Consider the following 16,438-nt stretch of genomic DNA (forward strand, 5'->3'; position numbering starts at 1 on the left):
CGCGGCGGTGGCCGCGAGCGCCGCCCCTGCGAGTGCGAGAACGGCGACGGCGGGCGCGATGCGGGCGGCGGTACCGGCCCGGGCGGACGTCGCCCCCAGCCGACCGGCGACCACGCCGACCAGCGCGGCGATCGCCACGAGAACGAGGCTGAGTGCGGTCACCGATCTGCCCTCCCGAGGAGACGTGCGGCCAACTGTCTGCCGGCGACCTCGGCGTGCCAGCCGGCGGCGATGAGGCGCTGCGAGACGGCCTGCTTGCTGATGCCGAGTTCGGTCGCGGACTCCGCCTGGGTGAGTCCGCGTCGCACGAGCTCCACCGCGGCGTGGCCCTGCGGCGTCCTGCGCGACACGAGCAGCGCCAGCAGGGTGAGGGCGGCGTCGGCGTCGGCCGCCGCCTGCGGGTCCGCGGCCTCCACGGCGACCCCGGACGGTGTCCTCTTCGCGCGTTCCACGGCGTCCCGGGCGGCCTCGAACGCGGGTCCGCGGCCGGCACGGGTCTGTGCGGGGAGAGGTTCCTCGACCGCGCCCACTCCTATGCCGACGCTCCAGTGTTCGCGGCGCACGAGGTCGAGCGCGAGATCGACGACGGTGTCGGCATCGTCGGCGACTGCTTGGACCTCGTCTCCCGCGGTCCTCTCGAACGGGCGGAGCAGGGGATGCGCCGCGAGGTCGTCCAGCAGTGGGCCGACGCGGTCGATGTCTCGCCGGCTGCCTCGCTGATCGACGGTCAGAACGAACATGAAGCAAGGCTATGGGCTTGATACTGCAAGATCAAGCCTCTGGGCCTTACTTTGATGAATCCAGGTTCTGTGCTTGACTGGCATTGCTCGGAGTGACGGAGACGGGTGTGCGGGCGTCGACGAAGAGTCCCAGCATCCCCACCGCGATGCAGATCCCCGACACCACCAGCAGTCTCGGGTCGGTCTCACCAGTCAGCGCGTCGCCGAGCAGTACGACCCCCACCGTGCCGGGCAGGATGCCGGCGATGGTCGCGAGCGTGTACGGCAACACCCGGACCGACGACACGCCGCAGCAGTAGTTCACCACCGAGAACGGAATCATCGCGATCAGCCGCATGGAGCCGACGGCCAGCCAGCCGCGGCGCTCGAGGCGGGCATCCACCGAGCGGGCCGCGGGATGCGTCAGGTGCGCGGCGACGGCGTCTCGGCCGATCGCCCGCACGATCAACAGGGCGAGCACCGCACTGATCGTCGTGGCCGCCATCGTCACCGCGATGCCGGTCGCCGCACCGAACAGCACGCCCGCGCTGACGGTGAACAGAGTTCGCGGCACGGGCGCGATCGTTACCATGACGTGCACCAGCAGGAAGACCAATGGGAACAGCGGCCCGACGGAATCCGCCCACGCCCGGATCTGTTCGATCGACGGATGCGGAACCATTGCCGCCGCGACGAACAGCACCGCCAGCCCGACGAGGGCGCCGAGCACTCGGGGATCCCTCAGTCGCGCAATCACAATCGTTCAGACTACCCGCGAGGCTGGTGTCGACGCGTCTACCGGCTGGGACGCCGGCAGGTGACGGTGGCGACGGCGCACGGTCGGCCGTCGCTGCCGGTGCTCGTGACCCGCGCGACCGCGACCGACCGGCCGGCACGGACGACCTCGGCCGTGAACACGACGTCGGCGTCGACGGGGGCGGGGCGGAAGAAGTTGATGCGCATCGACGCGGTGTCCATCGGTGCGTCCGCGCTGCTGACGGCCGCGTTGCCGACCAGATCGATCGCACACGCCTGGATGCCGCCGTGCATCACGCCGAGCTTGTTGGCCAGCGTCGGATTCGCGGGCACGACGAGGCGAGCGCCGTCGTCGAAGGGCTCGAACCGGGCCCCGATGCGCACCAGCGACGACACGGAGGCATCCGGAATCGATCCGGGCGCGGAGGAGGGGCGCACGACGGTCGAGCTGCGATCGGCGCCTCCGTCCACGAAGTTGCCCCAAGCGGTCGCGGTGGCGAGCAGGGTGCCGCCCCCGTCCCGGATGTCGGTCGACGCGATACCGCCGTCCTGGGTGATGGCCACGGCGCGGCTGTCGGCGACCACCTCGGGACCGATCCAACCGGTCGGTGTGACGAAGTCCACTGAGAGGTCGGCCGTCACCACACCGGCGCGATCGCCGCGGCGGTCCCACAGCGTGAACCCGAGGATGTCGTCGATCAGAACGCCCAGCGTGGCGGTGGGGGAGACGCCTTGCGGCGCATGTCCGTCGATGTCCATGGTGAGGCGGTTGACGCCGTCGAGGCGCTGCGGACGGCTCATCCTGAAGAGCCGCTGGGGGGTGATCGACACACCTTCTTCCAGCACGTTCGCAGCGCTCATGAAACGAGGCTAGCGAACCGTGGGTGGCCTGACGTCGGCGACCGGACACATGCGGTTAGCATCACAGGTCAAGGGGACGGGAATCGTCCCATTTGTTTGCCCGATTGTTTGTCCGATTGGAAGACCGCTCGCCACGAGCGATCACGCACGAGAGTGAGAGGGAGCCGCCCCGTGTCACCAGCTTCACAAGCCGAGGACGCCGCGCGCGCCTACTCGGAATGGCAGCAGGCCGTCGCCGGCGTGCTTGCCAAGTCGCGTCGAGTCGACGCCGCCGAGCTGGGCCCGGAGCCGCAGAAGCTTCTCGATACCACCACGTACGACGGCGTGACCGTGTCGCCGCTGTACTCCGGTCGCGACGAGCTTCCCGAGGCCCCGCTGCCCGGCCAGTTCCCGTACGTCCGTGGCGCCGACGCCAACCGTGACGTCAACTCCGGTTGGCTGGTCAACGCTCGCTTCGGCCAGGACGCGCAGGACGCCGCCGCGGTCAACCGGACCGTCCTCGACGGCCTCGAGAACGGTGTCAGCGCGCTCACGCTGTCGCTGGGCGGCAAGAACCTCCCCGCCTCGGAGCTCGAAACCGTGCTCGAGGGCGTGCTGCTGGATCTGGCGCCGCTGACCCTGGACGCCGGCACGGACGTGGCCGACGCCGCGCAGAAGCTCTACGCGCTGCTCGATGCGCGCGGCGCCGCCGGTGACGGCGTCGCCGACCGGGCGCAGGTCCGTATCGGGCTCGGCGCCTCGCCGCTGACCGATGCCTTCGCCGGTACCGCCGGTGTCGAGTTGGACGAGGCCGTCGCGCTCGCCGAGGCCGCTGCATCCCGCGCGGAAACGGTCCGCGCGATCACGGTGGACGGCACCGCCTTCCACAACGCCGGTGCCGCCGACGCCGAGGAACTCGGTGCGGCCGTCGCGGCCGGTGTCGAGTACCTGCGGGCGCTCACCGAGCGGGGCCTGACGATCTCGGCGGCCCTGGGCCAGATCGAGTTCCGCCTCGCCGCAACCGACGACCAGTTCCAGACCATCGCCAAGTTCCGCGCCGGCCGTCAGGTGTGGGCCCGCGTCGCGCAGGTGTGCGGTGCCTCCGAGTTCGGTGGCGCGGTCCAGCACGCGGTCACTTCGGCGGCGATGATGTCGCAGCGCGATCCGTGGGTGAACATGCTCCGCACCACCCTCGCCGCCTTCGGCGCCGGTGTCGGCGGCGCCGACTCGGTGACGGTCCTGCCGTTCGACGTCGCGCTGCCCGCGGGTGCCGCCGGCGTCTCGAAGTCGTTCTCCGAGCGCATCGCCCGCAACACCCAGCTGCTGCTGCTCGAGGAGTCGCACCTCGGTCGTGTTCTCGATCCGGGTGCCGGCTCGTGGTACGTCGAGCAGTTGACGCAGCAGCTCGCCGAGAAGGCGTGGGACGTCTTCCAGCAGATCGAGGCCGCCGGCGGCTACCGCGCCGCCCTCACGGCCGGTGTCGTCGCCGACCGGATCGCCGCCACCAAGGCCGCTCGCGACGCCGACATCGCGCACCGTCGCACCGCCGTCACGGGCATCAACGAGTTCCCGAACCTCGGTGAGGACCCGTTGCCTGCGAGTGCCGCCGAGGCCGGATCCTCCGTCGCCGGCGTGACCGTCGCCCGCTACGCCGCCGCGTTCGAGGCGCTGCGCGACCGTTCGGACGCCTTCCTCGCCGCGAACGGCGCTCGCCCGCAGGTGTTGCTGGCCCCGTTGGGATCGGTCGCCGAGCACAACGTGCGCACCACGTTCGCGACGAACCTCCTCGCCTCCGGTGGCATCGAGGCCGTCAATCCCGGCCCGCTCGATGCGGCCGACGGCGGCATCGCCACGGCCGTCAAGGAGTCGGGCGCGACCATCGCGGTGCTGTGTGGCACCGACAAGCGCTACGGCGAGCAGGGTGCCGCGGCCGTCGCCGCCCTCCGCGAGGCCGGCATCGAGCAGGTGCTGCTGGCCGGTCCGGAGAAGGTCTTCGCCGACGTCAAGGACGACGCAGCCGCTGCACGTCCCGACGGATTCCTGACCGCTCGCATCGACGCAGTCGCGGCTCTGACCGAACTGCTCGGCGCTATCGACGGTGACAACAAGTGAGTGGGAGCATCGAAGTGACAACGAACGAGGTCAAGCACCTCATCGGCAGCTTTGCCGACGTCGCCTTGACGGACCCGGAGTTCCCGCAGCCGGCTGCTCCCACCGCGGAGCAGGCCGACGCGCTGGTCGAGAACCTCGCGACCGCGAACAACTACACCGCCGAGCAGGTGGTGTGGTCGACGCCCGAGGGCATCGACGTCAAGCCGGTCTACACCAAGGCCGACCGGGACGCCGCCGAGGCCGAGGGCTACCCGCTGGGCAGCTACCCGGGCGCGGCCCCGTTCCTGCGCGGCCCGTACCCGACGATGTACGTCAACCAGCCGTGGACCATCCGCCAGTACGCGGGCTTCTCCACCGCCGCCGAGTCCAACGCCTTCTACCGCCGCAATCTCGCGTCCGGTCAGAAGGGTCTGTCGGTCGCGTTCGACCTCGCGACGCACCGCGGCTACGACTCCGATCACCCGCGTGTGCAGGGTGACGTCGGCATGGCCGGTGTCGCGATCGACTCGATCCTCGACATGCGTCAGCTGTTCGACGGCATCGACCTGTCGCAGGTGTCGGTGTCGATGACCATGAACGGTGCGGTGCTGCCGATCCTGGCGCTGTACGTCGTGGCCGCCGAGGAGCAGGGTGTCGCACCCGAGCAGCTGGCCGGAACCATTCAGAACGACATTCTGAAGGAGTTCATGGTCCGTAACACGTACATCTACCCGCCGAAGCCGTCGATGCGGATCATCTCCGACATCTTCGCGTACACGTCGGCGAAGATGCCGAAGTTCAACTCGATCTCCATCTCGGGCTACCACATCCAGGAGGCCGGTGCGACCGCCGACCTGGAGCTGGCGTACACGCTCGCCGACGGCATCGAGTACATCCGCGCCGGTCTCGACGCGGGCATGGACATCGACAAGTTCGCGCCGCGTCTGTCGTTCTTCTGGGCGATCGGCATGAACTTCTTCATGGAGGTCGCCAAGCTCCGCGCCGGGCGTCTGCTGTGGGCGGAGCTGGTCGAGAAGTTCGCGCCGAAGAACTCCAAGTCGCTGTCGCTGCGCACCCACTCGCAGACCTCCGGCTGGTCGCTCACCGCGCAGGACGTGTTCAACAACGTCGGCCGCACGTGTGTCGAGGCGATGGCGGCGACGCAGGGCCACACCCAGTCGCTGCACACCAACGCGCTCGACGAGGCGATCGCGCTGCCGACCGACTTCTCGGCCCGCATCGCCCGCAACACCCAGCTGCTGATCCAGCAGGAGTCGAACACGGTCCGTCCGATCGACCCGTGGGGTGGCTCGCACTACGTCGAGTGGCTCACCAACGAGCTCGCGAACCGGGCCCGTGCCCACATCGCCGAGGTCGAGGAGGCCGGCGGCATGGCGCAGGCCATCGGTGAGGGCATCCCGAAGCTCCGCATCGAGGAGGCCGCGGCCCGCACCCAGGCCCGTATCGACTCCGGCCGGCAGCCGCTGATCGGCGTCAACAAGTACGTGCCGGACGAGCCGGACAGCATCGAGGTCCTCAAGGTCGACAACACCAAGGTGCGCGCCGAGCAGATCGCCAAGCTGCAGCAGTTGCGCGCCGAGCGCGACGAGGCCGCCACCCAGGCTGCTCTCGCCGAGCTGACCCGCGCCGCGGCCTCGACCGAGGGCGGCATGGAGAACAACCTGCTGGCACTCGCCATCGACGCCGCGCGTGCCAAGGCGACCGGCGGCGAGATCTCCGACGCGCTCGAGAGGGTCTACGGGCGCCACCAGGCCGAGATCCGGACCATCAGCGGTGTGTACCGGGACGAGGCCGGAAAGGTGAGCAACATCTCGAACGCAATCGCACTCGTCGAGAAGTTCGCCGAGGAGGAGGGACGTCGTCCCCGCATCCTCGTCGCGAAGATGGGCCAGGACGGTCACGACCGTGGCCAGAAGGTGATCTCCACCGGCTTCGCGGACCTCGGCTTCGACGTCGACGTGGGACCGCTGTTCCAGACCCCCGAGGAGGTCGCCCAGCAGGCGGCCGACGCCGACGTCCACATCGTCGGTGTGTCCTCCCTCGCCGCCGGTCACCTCACGCTGGTGCCGGCGCTGCGGGAGGCTCTCGCCGCGGCGGGCCGCCCCGACATCATGGTCGTGGTCGGTGGTGTCATCCCGCCGGGCGACTTCGAGGAGCTGTACCAGGCCGGTGCGGCGGCGATCTTCCCGCCCGGCACGGTCCTCGCGGATGCGGCCATCGGCCTGCTGCAGAAGCTGTCGGAGCAGTTGGGACACGATCCGATTGCCGCCGACTAACCGTCCGCCGCTCGACCTGGCCGCGCTCGGTGACGCGGTCCTGGAGGGCCGACGAAGTGATGTGTCCAAGGCCATCACCCTCGTCGAGTCCACCCGGGCCGATCACCGGGAGCAGGCGCAGCAGTTGCTGCTGCGCCTGCTCCCGCAGGCCGGCAACGCGATCCGGGTAGGCATCACCGGTGTCCCCGGCGTCGGCAAGTCGACCACCATCGAGGCCCTCGGGATGCATCTGATCTCGTTGGGGCACAAGGTCGCCGTCCTCGCGGTCGATCCGTCCTCGACCCGCACCGGTGGCTCGATCCTCGGCGACAAGACCCGGATGCAGAACCTGTCGGTGGAGCCGAACGCGTTCATCCGGCCGTCCCCGACCTCGGGCACGCTCGGCGGTGTCGCGAAGGCGACGCGCGAGACGATGGTGCTCCTCGAGGCTGCCGGTTACGACGTGATCCTGGTCGAGACGGTCGGTGTCGGGCAGTCGGAGGTGACGGTCGCCAACATGGTCGACACGTTCACGTTCCTCACCCTCGCCCGCACCGGTGACCAGTTGCAGGGCATCAAGAAGGGTGTCCTCGAGCTGGCCGACATCGTCACCGTCAACAAGGCGGACGGCAAGCACGAGACCGAGGCGCGGGTCGCTGCCCGCGAACTGTCCGGGGCGCTGCGGCTGATCTATCCGCACGACGCGCTGTGGAAGCCCCCGGTACTCACGATGAGTGCCCTCGAGAACGTCGGCGTCGACAAGTTCTGGGACGAGGTGCTGCGGCACCGCAAGGTTCTCGGCGACGCCGGTGAACTCGAACGCAAGCGCCAGAAGCAGCAGGTGGACTGGACGTGGTCGATGATCCACGATCAGCTGCTGCGCCGACTCGACTCGAACGCGCGGGTGAAGAAGATCCGCGGGCAGGTCGAGCAACAGGTTCGTGAGGGGTCGCTCACGGCGGCCCTGGCGGCGCACCGGATCCTCGAGGCATTCGACGGCTCCGAATAACGCTGCCCCGTAGTCGGAACCACGACGAGGGCCCCGCACCGTTCGCCGGTGCGGGGCCCTCGTCGTAGCCGTCTCACATGTCGGTCGTCAGCCGCACCTGCCCGTCGGCGTCGACGCTCCAGCCCGGGTTGTGGCAGATCTCCCAGATCACGCCGTTCGGGTCGGCGAAATGCCCGTGATAGCCGCCGAACGCGGCTTGCTGTGGATGTTTGACCAGCGCGGCCCCCGCCCGCACCGCGGCGGCCACCAGGGCATCGACCGCCTCCGCGCTGTCGACGTTGTGGGAGAAGGTGATTCCCGACGTCGCCACGTGCGTGCCGGGTCGTCCGATGTCTTCACGGAACTTCTCGGCATCGAACAGCCCCAGCACCGTGCCGGGCGCAGTCTGGAAGAAGATGATCTCACCGGGCACGTCGAGCAGAGCTTCCCACCCGAGCCCTCCGCAGTAGAACGTGCGCGCCGCGTCGAGGTCCGGCGTCGCGAGCGTCACGAAGTGGATGCGTTGGTCCATGCGGGCAGTCTGGCACCGATTCTCGCAGTCCGCACAGATAGCTCGGCCGGTGTCGCGGGCGTTCCTTGCGCCTGGAACGCAGGAGGGCACGCGGCATCCTGACACCCCGCATCCCCGGATGGCTCGGGATGCGGGGCCGGCTGAATGGATTCAGGCGTCGCCGGTCGACGTGTCGTCCGCCGCGCCGGTGGCGTCGACGGGCGCCTTCCACCGCGCTGCACGGATGGCCGCGAGTTCCGCCGCATCGTCGGTCGTCGCGATCGCCGGAAGCAGGTACTCCCACATGTCGTCGATGCGCTGCTCGATGTCGGCGCGCAGGGTGAGGACCTGCGATACCAGTTGGACGCCGGTGAACGACCCGATCACGAACCGCGCGAGCGTGGCCGGGTCGACGGTGTCCGCGATCTCGCCCTGTTCGATGCCGTGTTCGACGATCGCTTGGGCAGTCGCGATCCATTCGACGTACGGCTGCGCAGGTTCGCTCGATCCGCTGAACTCGAGCGTGAGCCGCATGCCGGCGCGCACGACCGGGTCGTCGAGGATTTGGCGTGCCATCTCGTGACACACCATGACGAGTTGTCGGAGCGCGCTTGCGCCGCTCTCGGCGACCGATCGAACCGATTCGATCGATGTGCGATGTTGTTCCTCGATGACGACGCGTGCGAGCTCGTCCTTGGATCGGAAGTGGAAGTAGAGGGCTCCCTTGGTGGTTCCCGAACCGTCGACGATGTCGCCGAGGCTCGCTCCCTCGAATCCGGATTGCTCGAACATGCGAGCTGCACCGGTGATGATCTGTTGCCGTGTTGCCACGGCGCGTGCCTGTCGTGCCACGTGTACCGCCTTTTTTCCCGACTGAACAACCTGGTTGACCGCTGCCGGAACCCCGACTGGACGCTCATCCAGATCGACGAAACGGTACCAGTGTCGAGCTACCGGTCGGTTCGCTCCGATTGCCGCTCGAACAGCCGCGCGAGGGTGGACAGGCGGGTGATCAGGTCTTCGAGAAAAGCGGACTCGTCGGTATCCCACGCAATTCGGGCATTGAGTGATCTTCCCCACATTCCGTGCCAGTCGGCGACCGTTTGTCCGCGCGTGATCCGCCCCTCGGTCTCGACGTCCACCGTGGCGGTGCGGTAGGTGGCGATCGCCGGATCGAGTGCCACGGCCGCCGCGAAGGGATCGTGCAGGTGCGCGATGAAACCCTGGGCGTGGTCGCGATGGAATTCGAAGTAGAAGCGCACGGCATCGGAGACGTGCCGTACCAGAGGATTCGACGCGGCCGACCGGGTGCCGACCGGATCGTCCACCCCGATGGTCTCCACCGGGGTGCTGCCGGAAAGCTCGGCGAACCGCCGCACGTGCTCGGGCGTCAGGACGATGCGCTCGGTCAGATTCAACCCGCACACGATCGGCGCACGCTCGGCCGGCACAGCGGAGAACGCGGCGAACACCTCCGCGGCCGCCTCCGGGTCGACCGAGACGTTCCACTCCGCGACGGGCGTCGTGTTGCCCGGGTACTCGAAGGCGCCGCCCATCACCACGAGACTCCGGAGGCGCTGGGGGAGTTCGGGATCCCGACGGATCGCGAGCGCCAGATTCGTCAGCGGGCCGGTGACGAGGCCGACGAGCTCACCGGGCCGCTCGCGTGTCAGCTCCACCCAGGCGTCGGCCGCCGAACGTCCGGACGGGCGCAGGGCGGGGGTGGGCAGGACGGCGTAGCCGATGCCCTGCGGCCCGTGGGTGTCCTCGGTGGTGCGCAGCGGGACCGACAGCGGCCCGTCGGCGCCGACCGCGACCTCGATGTCGGTGCGGCCGCACAACTCCAGCCAGGCCAGATTGTTGGCGGCGACCTGCGCGGTGGGCACATTGCCCGCGGTCGAGAGGATCGCGACGATCTCCGCGTCCTCGCGGGCGAGCAGGTACAGCAGCGCGATCGAGTCGTCGATGCCGGTGTCGACGTCGACGATCAGTGGGGTGCGATCGGTCACCGCACATCTCCTTCCGCGATGACGACGCCACGATGCCGGACGACGAAATTGACCGATCGTGCGATGAAGCACCTGTCGTGCGCGTCGGCATGGAGGCGCTCCGCCGCCGCGACCATGGACGGATCCGCCACCGTGACCCGCGGGGCCAGCAGCACCTCGGAGAATTGGCCGGAACCATCCGGATTCATCTCCAGGCGGCCCGTGGGGCGGTCGGTGTACGTCGAGACGACGATGCCCGCGTTCGCGGCCAGGGAGAGATACCAGAGCATGTGACACTGGGACAGCGCGGCCACCAACAGTTCCTCCGGATTCCACGCGTCCGGGACGCCCCGGAACGCGGGATCTGCGCTGCCCCGCAGCACCGGCTTGCCGGGAGCGGACACCGTGTGTTCGCGGTCGTAATCGCGGTAGCCGCTCGTTCCAGAACCGCGGTTTCCGGTCCACGCGACGTCCAGGGCGTAGGTGTGGTCGGCCATACGAGCAATCATGGCCGACGGCTGGATTCGTGCGGCGCCCGGCCGCCCCCGCCCTACCATGTGACGATGAAGTCGCAGCGGAGCCTTCCGATTCGGGTCGCGTGGACGGTTTTCGCACTCGTTGCGGCCGTGCACCTCGTGGCCCAACTCGTCGACGCGGACACGGGCGCGAACGTGACCCAGTGGTTCCTCATGCCGGTGCTCGCGGCGATCGTGTGGCTGTCCACGTCGGCGCCGCGCAGTCGGCTGGTGACCCTCGTGCTCGTCGCGCTGGGCTTCTCGTGGCTCGGGGACACCGCGCCGGACCTGGCAGACGGCGACACCTCGTTCCTGCTGATGGTGGGCTTCTTCCTGCTGGCCCAGGTCACCTACATCGTCGCGTTCGCGCCGTACAACCGGGACGGCACTGTTCGGCGACACGCCGGGCTGGTCGCGGGGTACGTGGTCGCCGTCGCGTCGTTGGTCGTCGCGTGCGCGCCGGGGGCCGGGGCACTGCTGGTGCCCGCGCTGATCTACGGCTCCGCACTCGGCGTCATGGCCGTGCTGTCGGCGGGGGTCGGGCGCACCGCGGCGATCGGTGGCGGCCTGTTCCTGGTATCCGACGGCATGATCGCCCTGGGCGCGTTCGCGGACTGGTTCGCGCCCCCGGCGGAGGGGTTCTGGATCATGGCCACCTACATCGCCGCACAGGTGCTGGTCGTGCTGGGCGTGCTCGCGCGGGACCGCGATCACCACACCGCCGCGTCGCCGCCCCACTCCCTCGCCGGGAACGGGTAGTCGGCGAGGTCCGCGATCGGTGGCCGCGCCGTGGTGATCGCGCCGTGTGTGACGACCGTGGCGGGGCCCGGAACGGCCGCTGCCGGCGCCGCCGATCGTCGGCCCGGAGCCGCCAGCAGCCAGGCGGCGGTCCGGGCGAGGGAGACGTCGACATCGCGGCCCGCGCCGTCGTCGTGCCGGTGTGCGAGCCCATCGAGAACGCCGGACGCCAGCAGATAGCCGGACGCGTGGTCGAGGACCTGGGCGGGCAGGACGCCGGGGCGTCCGTCGCCCTCGATCAGCGCGATGCCCGACGCGGCCTGCACGATGCTGTCGAATCCGCGCCGGCCGGCCCAGGGCCCGCGGCGGCCCCACGCGCAGACCCGGCCGTGGATCAGCCCGGGCCGGTGCTCGGCGGGGTCGCCGATCAGGGCTTCGACGGCACCCGGCCGGTAGCCGGTGAGCAGGACGTCCGCGCGGGAGAGCAGATCCCGGAACGTCGCGAGGCCACGGGCGTCGCGCAGGTCGAGCAGCGCCGACCTCTTCCCCTGGCCGTTCTCGAGATGCTGCCACTCGATCTCGGGCAGATTCGGCGGGTCGATTCGCAGCACGTCGGCGCCGAGGAGTGCGAGCGCACGTGAGGCGACCGGCCCGGCGATCACCCGCGTCAGGTCCAGGACTCGCACCCCGGCCAGCGGCTCCGACGCCGTGCCCGACGAGCGATGCGCCCACCGATCGGCCCGGGTGCGGACGGTCACGAGCCGGCCCGCCGCGGCCGCCACACCGGGATCGCTCGACGCCCATTCCCGTTCGGTGCGGACGCGGACGGCGATCGCACCGTTCGCGGCCGCGCGCTCCTCGACCTCCGCCGCGGGCAGCGTCGCGACGTGGCGGGCGAACTCGTCCCGCGCGCAGTCGTCGGGGAGTCCGAGCACCCGGGTCAGACGGGTGCGGTGGTGCGGATAGTTGGCGTGCGTGCGGATCCAGCCGTCGGCGGCGGCGAAGAACCCCGACAACTCCGCGAATCCCGCCACCGGATCGCCGTGGCGTCGGAACATCCTGTCGCCTGCGAAGGCGGCGGCGACCCGCTCCGGATCGACGGTCACAGGGTGGGGCGGTCGGCCGGACGCCGCGCGCACCGCATCGGCGGCCGTCGCGAACGCGGACACCGCGTGCACGGCGAGGTCGTACGCGGGCAGCCGCGCCGCCAGGAACGCATGTGTCGGTGTAGTCACGACGTCGAGGCTAGGACCGGCCGGGTCGCGTCGCGCCCGTGACCCGGAAGTTTTCCGCAAGCGCGCAATTGCGGACCGAAACTGACCGCAATCGTTCGTACCGTGGTTCTCATCGAGTTCGACCCACTCCGATCGAAGGACGACACACCATGAGCGACATCAGCAGCGAACGCGCCGACATCCTCGCCCTGCTCGACGACCAGCGGCACAACTTCCTCATCACCGTCCGGGGACTCGACGACGAGCAGGCCCGCACCCGTTCCACCGTCAGCGATCTGACGCTCGGCGGACTGGTCAAGCATGTGACCCACACCGAACGGGACTGGGTGCGCAAGATCGTCGAGCGCGACGAGACCGCCGAGTTCGACATGGAGACGGCGATGGCGACCTACTCCATGGCGGACGGCGAGACGCTGGCCGGGTTGCTCGCCGACTATCGGGCGACGGCCGAGGAGACGGCGCGCGTCGTCGGCGAACTCGACGATCTCGATCTGCTCGTTCCACTGCCGACCGCACCGTGGGCCCCCGAGCGGGAGTGGTGGACCGCCCGGCGGGTGCTGCTGCACGTCCTGCGGGAGACATCGCACCATTCCGGGCACGCGGACATCATCCGCGAGTCGTTGGACGGCGCGAACACGACGATGCAGATGGGGGCCGACGCCGGCATGGAGTTCTGACGGCGGCGAACCCGCACGCCGAGTGGGGGTGCGCGGTCATACTGGTCCGAGACCGCCCTCGACGCGAGGAGGACGACGACCATGTGTCGACTGTTCGGAATGTCCGCGGCCCCCCACCGTGTGCACGCCACCTTCTGGTTGCTCGACGCGCAGGACAGCCTCGCGCAGCAGAGCCGGCGAATGCCCGACGGCACCGGACTGGGCACCTTCGCCGAGGACGGGACCCCATTGTTGGAGAAGCAGCCCGTCGCGGCCTACGAGGACAGCCGGTTCGCGTGGGAGGCCAAGGAACGCGAGTCCGCCACGTTCGTCGCACACGTGCGGTACGCCACCACCGGCGCGAACAATCTGGCCGACACGCACCCGTTCGAGCAGAAGGGCCGGCTGTTCGCGCACAACGGGGTGATCGAGGACCTACCGGCGCTCGAGGCGGAACTCGGCGACTACCGCGACCTCGTGCACGGGGACACCGACTCCGAACGCTACTTCGCGCTGCTCACCCGGCACATCGACGAGCACGACGGCGATGTCGCCGCCGGGATCGCCGCCGCCGTCGGGTGGATCGCCGACAACCTGCGGGTGCTCTCGCTCAACTTCGTGCTCGCCGAGGCGCGCGACCTGTGGGCATTCCGCTACCCCGACACGGATGATCTGATGGTGCTGCGTCGTCGTCCGGGTGGCCCGAGCGGGCGACGTCATCTCGAGCACTCCAGCAGCGCCGGCACCGTCCGGGCCCGGTCCGGGGCGCTCGCGACGTTGCCCGCGGTGGTGGTCGCGACCGAACCGATGGACGAGGACCCGGACTGGGAGTCGTTGTGTCCGGGCGAGCTGCTGCACGTGAGCCCGGAGCAGGAGGTCACCCGCACGATGATCCTCGACAGGCAACCACGCCACCGGTTGGCGCTCGAGGACTTCGCGGGGCGGGCGGGGACGGGACAGACCCGCCAGGACACCTGAACGCGTTCGGCGGTCAGGCGCGGCGCGTGCGGATCTCGAAACCCGCGACCCGCAGGCGCTCCGCCAGGACGTCGCCCATCGCGATCGCGGGCGTGAGGACACCGGACCGATCCGGCAGCTCGTCGCGCTGCAACGCGAGGGCGAGTGCCGACTCACCGAACATGACGGCCGTCGCCGCGTACCCGGGGTCGCCCTGCGCCGCGACTCGGGCGGTGTAGCGCGCGCCGGACGTGGTCTCGCCGTACAGGTCGATCGTGAAATGTCCGTTGCGGCGGGCCTTCTCGTTCGGTCCCTGCCCCGGCTTGGGCAGCAGTCGGTCGAGCACCCACCGAGTCGGCGGGAACAGCAGGCCTCCGACCAGTGCACCCGTGCCCGCCGCTACCACCCCGGCGATCACCGGGGAGAGGCGCGAGGATCCGACGTTCATCACCTCGCGGTAGCGGAAGTGCTTGCCGTACGCATACCCGGAGAGAGCGTTGGACCGGCGCACCACGCGGGTGTTGTACGGCCCCATGAAGAAGGGTGCCTTCCATCCCGCGAGCCCCGGCGCGATGTCCGATCCTCGTACGAGAGACATGTCGGGTTGCCGTCCGAGATCGGGTTCGGCCGCCCGGTCCGGGCTGAGCGAGTAGGGCGAGACAGTGATCCGTCGCAGATCGGCATCGCGCTTGGTGGCGTCGAGTTGGGTGCGCAGCGAGTCGATCGTGCCGCCACTGACGCCCCCGCGCATCGACGCCACCACCAGTGTCGTGTCGGTCAGATCGCCGGCGCCGTCGTCCTGCACCTGCCGGTGCAGGACGTGCACGCCGAGGTCCGACGGGATCGAGTCGAACCCGCAGGAGTGCACGATGCGGGCCCCGCTCGCGACGGCGGCGTCGTGGAAGCGGTCGATGCTCTCCCGCGCGAACGGCGTCTCGCCGGTGAGATCGACGTAGTCGGTGCCGGCCTCCGCGCACGCGCCCACGAGCGGCAGACCGTACTTGGCGTAGGGGCCGACGGTCGTCGCGACGACGTGGGTGGCGGCGGCGAGATCGCGCAGCGACTGTTCGTCGTCCGCGTCCGCGCGCAGCAGCGGCCAGTCGGCGGCAGCCGGGCCGAGACCCGCACGGATCCGTTCGAGCCGGTCGATCGAGCGCCCCGCGAGGCCGATGCGGGTGCCGGCCGGGGCGTTGCGCGCCAGATAGTCGGCCACCAGTCGGCCGACGAATCCGGTGGCGCCGTAGACGACGACGTCGAGCGTGCGCGTGCGCTGTTCGGAAGTCATACGACGACCCTACCGGTGGGTAAGAAGTCGTGCGAGGAATGTCACACCGACGCGCGGCCTCGGGAACCGCGAAGCCGGGGGAGCAGGAAGCCGATCCACGACGCGACGACGCACACCGCGACGAGGGCCCGGACCAGGTCGACGGCGTTCGTCGGATAGAGCACACCCGTCAGGTAGTGCGCGATGAAACCGTCGGACGGCAGCTGTTGCTCACCCGCCTTCGCGCGGGCCCAGTTCTCGAGGTGCGTGAGCGGGCAGTCCATTCCGACGAGCACCGTGCCGAATCCCCACGCGACGGCGACGACGTGCAGCCAGATCGTCCGCCGCCACCGCCAGGCCAGGAAGCCACCGACCACGACGTACGCCAGAAAGGCCAGGTGAACGAGCACCGTGGCGTCCACGAGAAACCTGTACGGCACCGCGCCACCTCCCCGGCATATCGGGACGGAGTTCCGTGGGTGGATCCTGGATCCAGGCTACTGCGGTTCCTTGACCACCAGCACCGGAACGTCGACCTCGAGCAGGATGCGCTGCAGCGATCGTTCGAGCAGGAACTTTCCGATCGGCGACATCCGCTTGCTGCCCGCGACGAAAAGCCCGGCGCCGCAGGCCCCGACGAGTTCGACCAACGCCCCGACGCGGTCGCCGCTGTGTTCGCAGGTCCGCAGCTCCCAGGGGGATTCGCCGACCCTGCCACCGTCGAGAACGGTCTGCACCTCGGCGCGTAGCGCCTCGAGATCGGATTCGGTGCCCGCGTCGTCGAGGACGTGCAGCACCAGCAGTTGCTCGCGGCGCTGCATCGCCTCCCGCGCGGCGTAGACCATGGCCACGCGGCCTTCGGGGCTGTCGCTGTGTGCAACGGCAATCGCCATCAGGCCTCCAG

Annotated in this window: 17 protein-coding genes; 6 read left to right on the forward strand and 11 right to left on the reverse strand. The window is 69.8% G+C overall.

The genetic code is table 11. The annotated features are described in order from the left end of the window. Positions 1-158: 158 nt before the first annotated feature. The 3 genes from ABEU20_RS22405 to ABEU20_RS22415 form a co-directional block, all read right to left on the reverse strand. Complete coding sequence (locus ABEU20_RS22405) at positions 159-740, reverse strand: hypothetical protein (protein ID WP_420166585.1); 582 nt, start codon at positions 738-740, stop codon at positions 159-161. A 46-nt stretch (positions 741-786) separates the two neighbouring features. Then, positions 787-1,449 (reverse strand): TVP38/TMEM64 family protein, encoded by a 663-nt coding sequence (locus ABEU20_RS22410; RefSeq protein WP_420166767.1) that lies wholly within the window; start codon positions 1,447-1,449, stop codon positions 787-789. Positions 1,450-1,514: 65 nt separating this feature from the next. Next, the gene (locus ABEU20_RS22415; RefSeq protein WP_420166586.1) at positions 1,515-2,336 is read right to left on the reverse strand and encodes a PaaI family thioesterase; all 822 of its coding nucleotides are present in this window, start codon (positions 2,334-2,336) and stop codon (positions 1,515-1,517) included. A 171-nt stretch (positions 2,337-2,507) separates the two neighbouring features. Here ABEU20_RS22415 and mutA point away from each other — a divergent pair, with 171 nt between their 5' ends. From mutA to meaB, 3 genes are read left to right on the forward strand one after another with little or no spacing between them, the layout of a single operon-like run. Further along, on the forward strand, positions 2,508-4,427 hold the full coding sequence (gene mutA, locus ABEU20_RS22420; protein ID WP_420166587.1) for a methylmalonyl-CoA mutase small subunit: 1,920 nt from the start codon (positions 2,508-2,510) through the stop codon (positions 4,425-4,427). 14 nt (positions 4,428-4,441) lie between these two features. After that, positions 4,442-6,703 (forward strand): methylmalonyl-CoA mutase, encoded by a 2,262-nt coding sequence (scpA, locus tag ABEU20_RS22425; protein ID WP_420166588.1) that lies wholly within the window; start codon positions 4,442-4,444, stop codon positions 6,701-6,703. Next, entirely contained in the window at positions 6,636-7,691 is a 1,056-nt protein-coding gene (gene meaB, locus ABEU20_RS22430; protein WP_420166589.1) for a methylmalonyl Co-A mutase-associated GTPase MeaB, read from the forward strand. Before scpA ends, meaB begins: the two co-directional genes overlap by 68 nt. A gap of 73 nt (positions 7,692-7,764) precedes the next feature. Here the strand turns inward: meaB and ABEU20_RS22435 are convergent, their stop codons facing one another. From ABEU20_RS22435 to ABEU20_RS22450, 4 genes are all read right to left on the reverse strand, one after another. Next, positions 7,765-8,202 carry a VOC family protein gene (locus ABEU20_RS22435; protein WP_420166590.1) on the reverse strand — a complete coding sequence of 146 codons (438 nt, stop codon included), beginning with the start codon at positions 8,200-8,202 and terminating at the stop codon, positions 7,765-7,767. A 150-nt stretch (positions 8,203-8,352) separates the two neighbouring features. Next, positions 8,353-9,033, reverse strand: coding sequence for a ScbR family autoregulator-binding transcription factor (locus ABEU20_RS22440; protein WP_420166591.1), 681 nt, complete (start codon positions 9,031-9,033; stop codon positions 8,353-8,355). A gap of 98 nt (positions 9,034-9,131) precedes the next feature. After that, on the reverse strand, positions 9,132-10,190 hold the full coding sequence (locus ABEU20_RS22445; protein WP_420166592.1) for a nucleoside hydrolase: 1,059 nt from the start codon (positions 10,188-10,190) through the stop codon (positions 9,132-9,134). Further along, positions 10,187-10,666 carry an OsmC family protein gene (locus tag ABEU20_RS22450; RefSeq protein ID WP_420166593.1) on the reverse strand — a complete coding sequence of 160 codons (480 nt, stop codon included), beginning with the start codon at positions 10,664-10,666 and terminating at the stop codon, positions 10,187-10,189. Before ABEU20_RS22450 ends, ABEU20_RS22445 begins: the two co-directional genes overlap by 4 nt. Positions 10,667-10,732: 66 nt before the next feature. On the opposite strand from ABEU20_RS22450, the gene ABEU20_RS22455 reads away from it, so the two are divergent. Next, a complete protein-coding gene (locus tag ABEU20_RS22455; RefSeq protein ID WP_420166594.1) occupies positions 10,733-11,443 on the forward strand; it encodes a lysoplasmalogenase in 711 nt (236 codons plus the stop codon). Here ABEU20_RS22455 and ABEU20_RS22460 read toward each other — a convergent pair. Further along, complete coding sequence (locus tag ABEU20_RS22460) at positions 11,395-12,657, reverse strand: CoA transferase (protein WP_420166595.1); 1,263 nt, start codon at positions 12,655-12,657, stop codon at positions 11,395-11,397. The two genes, ABEU20_RS22455 and ABEU20_RS22460, sit on opposite strands and share 49 nt — an antisense overlap. A 149-nt stretch (positions 12,658-12,806) precedes the next feature. Between ABEU20_RS22460 and ABEU20_RS22465 the strand changes: the two genes are divergently transcribed. Together ABEU20_RS22465 and ABEU20_RS22470 are read left to right on the forward strand one after the other, a co-directional pair. Further along, positions 12,807-13,334 (forward strand): DinB family protein, encoded by a 528-nt coding sequence (locus ABEU20_RS22465; RefSeq protein WP_420166596.1) that lies wholly within the window; start codon positions 12,807-12,809, stop codon positions 13,332-13,334. An 81-nt stretch (positions 13,335-13,415) separates the two neighbouring features. Further along, a complete protein-coding gene (locus ABEU20_RS22470) occupies positions 13,416-14,291 on the forward strand; it encodes a class II glutamine amidotransferase (protein WP_420166597.1) in 876 nt (291 codons plus the stop codon). A gap of 13 nt (positions 14,292-14,304) precedes the next feature. Here ABEU20_RS22470 and ABEU20_RS22475 read toward each other — a convergent pair whose 3' ends face one another. The 3 genes from ABEU20_RS22475 to ABEU20_RS22485 are packed head-to-tail and all read right to left on the reverse strand — an operon-like array spanning position 14,305 to position 16,427. Next, positions 14,305-15,555 (reverse strand): saccharopine dehydrogenase family protein, encoded by a 1,251-nt coding sequence (locus ABEU20_RS22475; RefSeq protein ID WP_420166598.1) that lies wholly within the window; start codon positions 15,553-15,555, stop codon positions 14,305-14,307. Between the two features lie 41 nt (positions 15,556-15,596). Further along, positions 15,597-15,974, reverse strand: a complete 378-nt coding sequence (locus tag ABEU20_RS22480; RefSeq protein ID WP_420166599.1) for a DUF2784 domain-containing protein — start codon at positions 15,972-15,974, stop codon at positions 15,597-15,599. A gap of 57 nt (positions 15,975-16,031) precedes the next feature. Continuing rightward, positions 16,032-16,427, reverse strand: coding sequence for a universal stress protein (locus tag ABEU20_RS22485; protein WP_420166600.1), 396 nt, complete (start codon positions 16,425-16,427; stop codon positions 16,032-16,034). Between the last annotated feature and the right edge of the window lie 11 nt (positions 16,428-16,438).

Origin of the sequence: Rhodococcus parequi (assembly GCF_046042785.1) — a bacterium.
GTDB lineage: Bacteria > Actinomycetota > Actinomycetes > Mycobacteriales > Mycobacteriaceae > Prescottella > Prescottella parequi.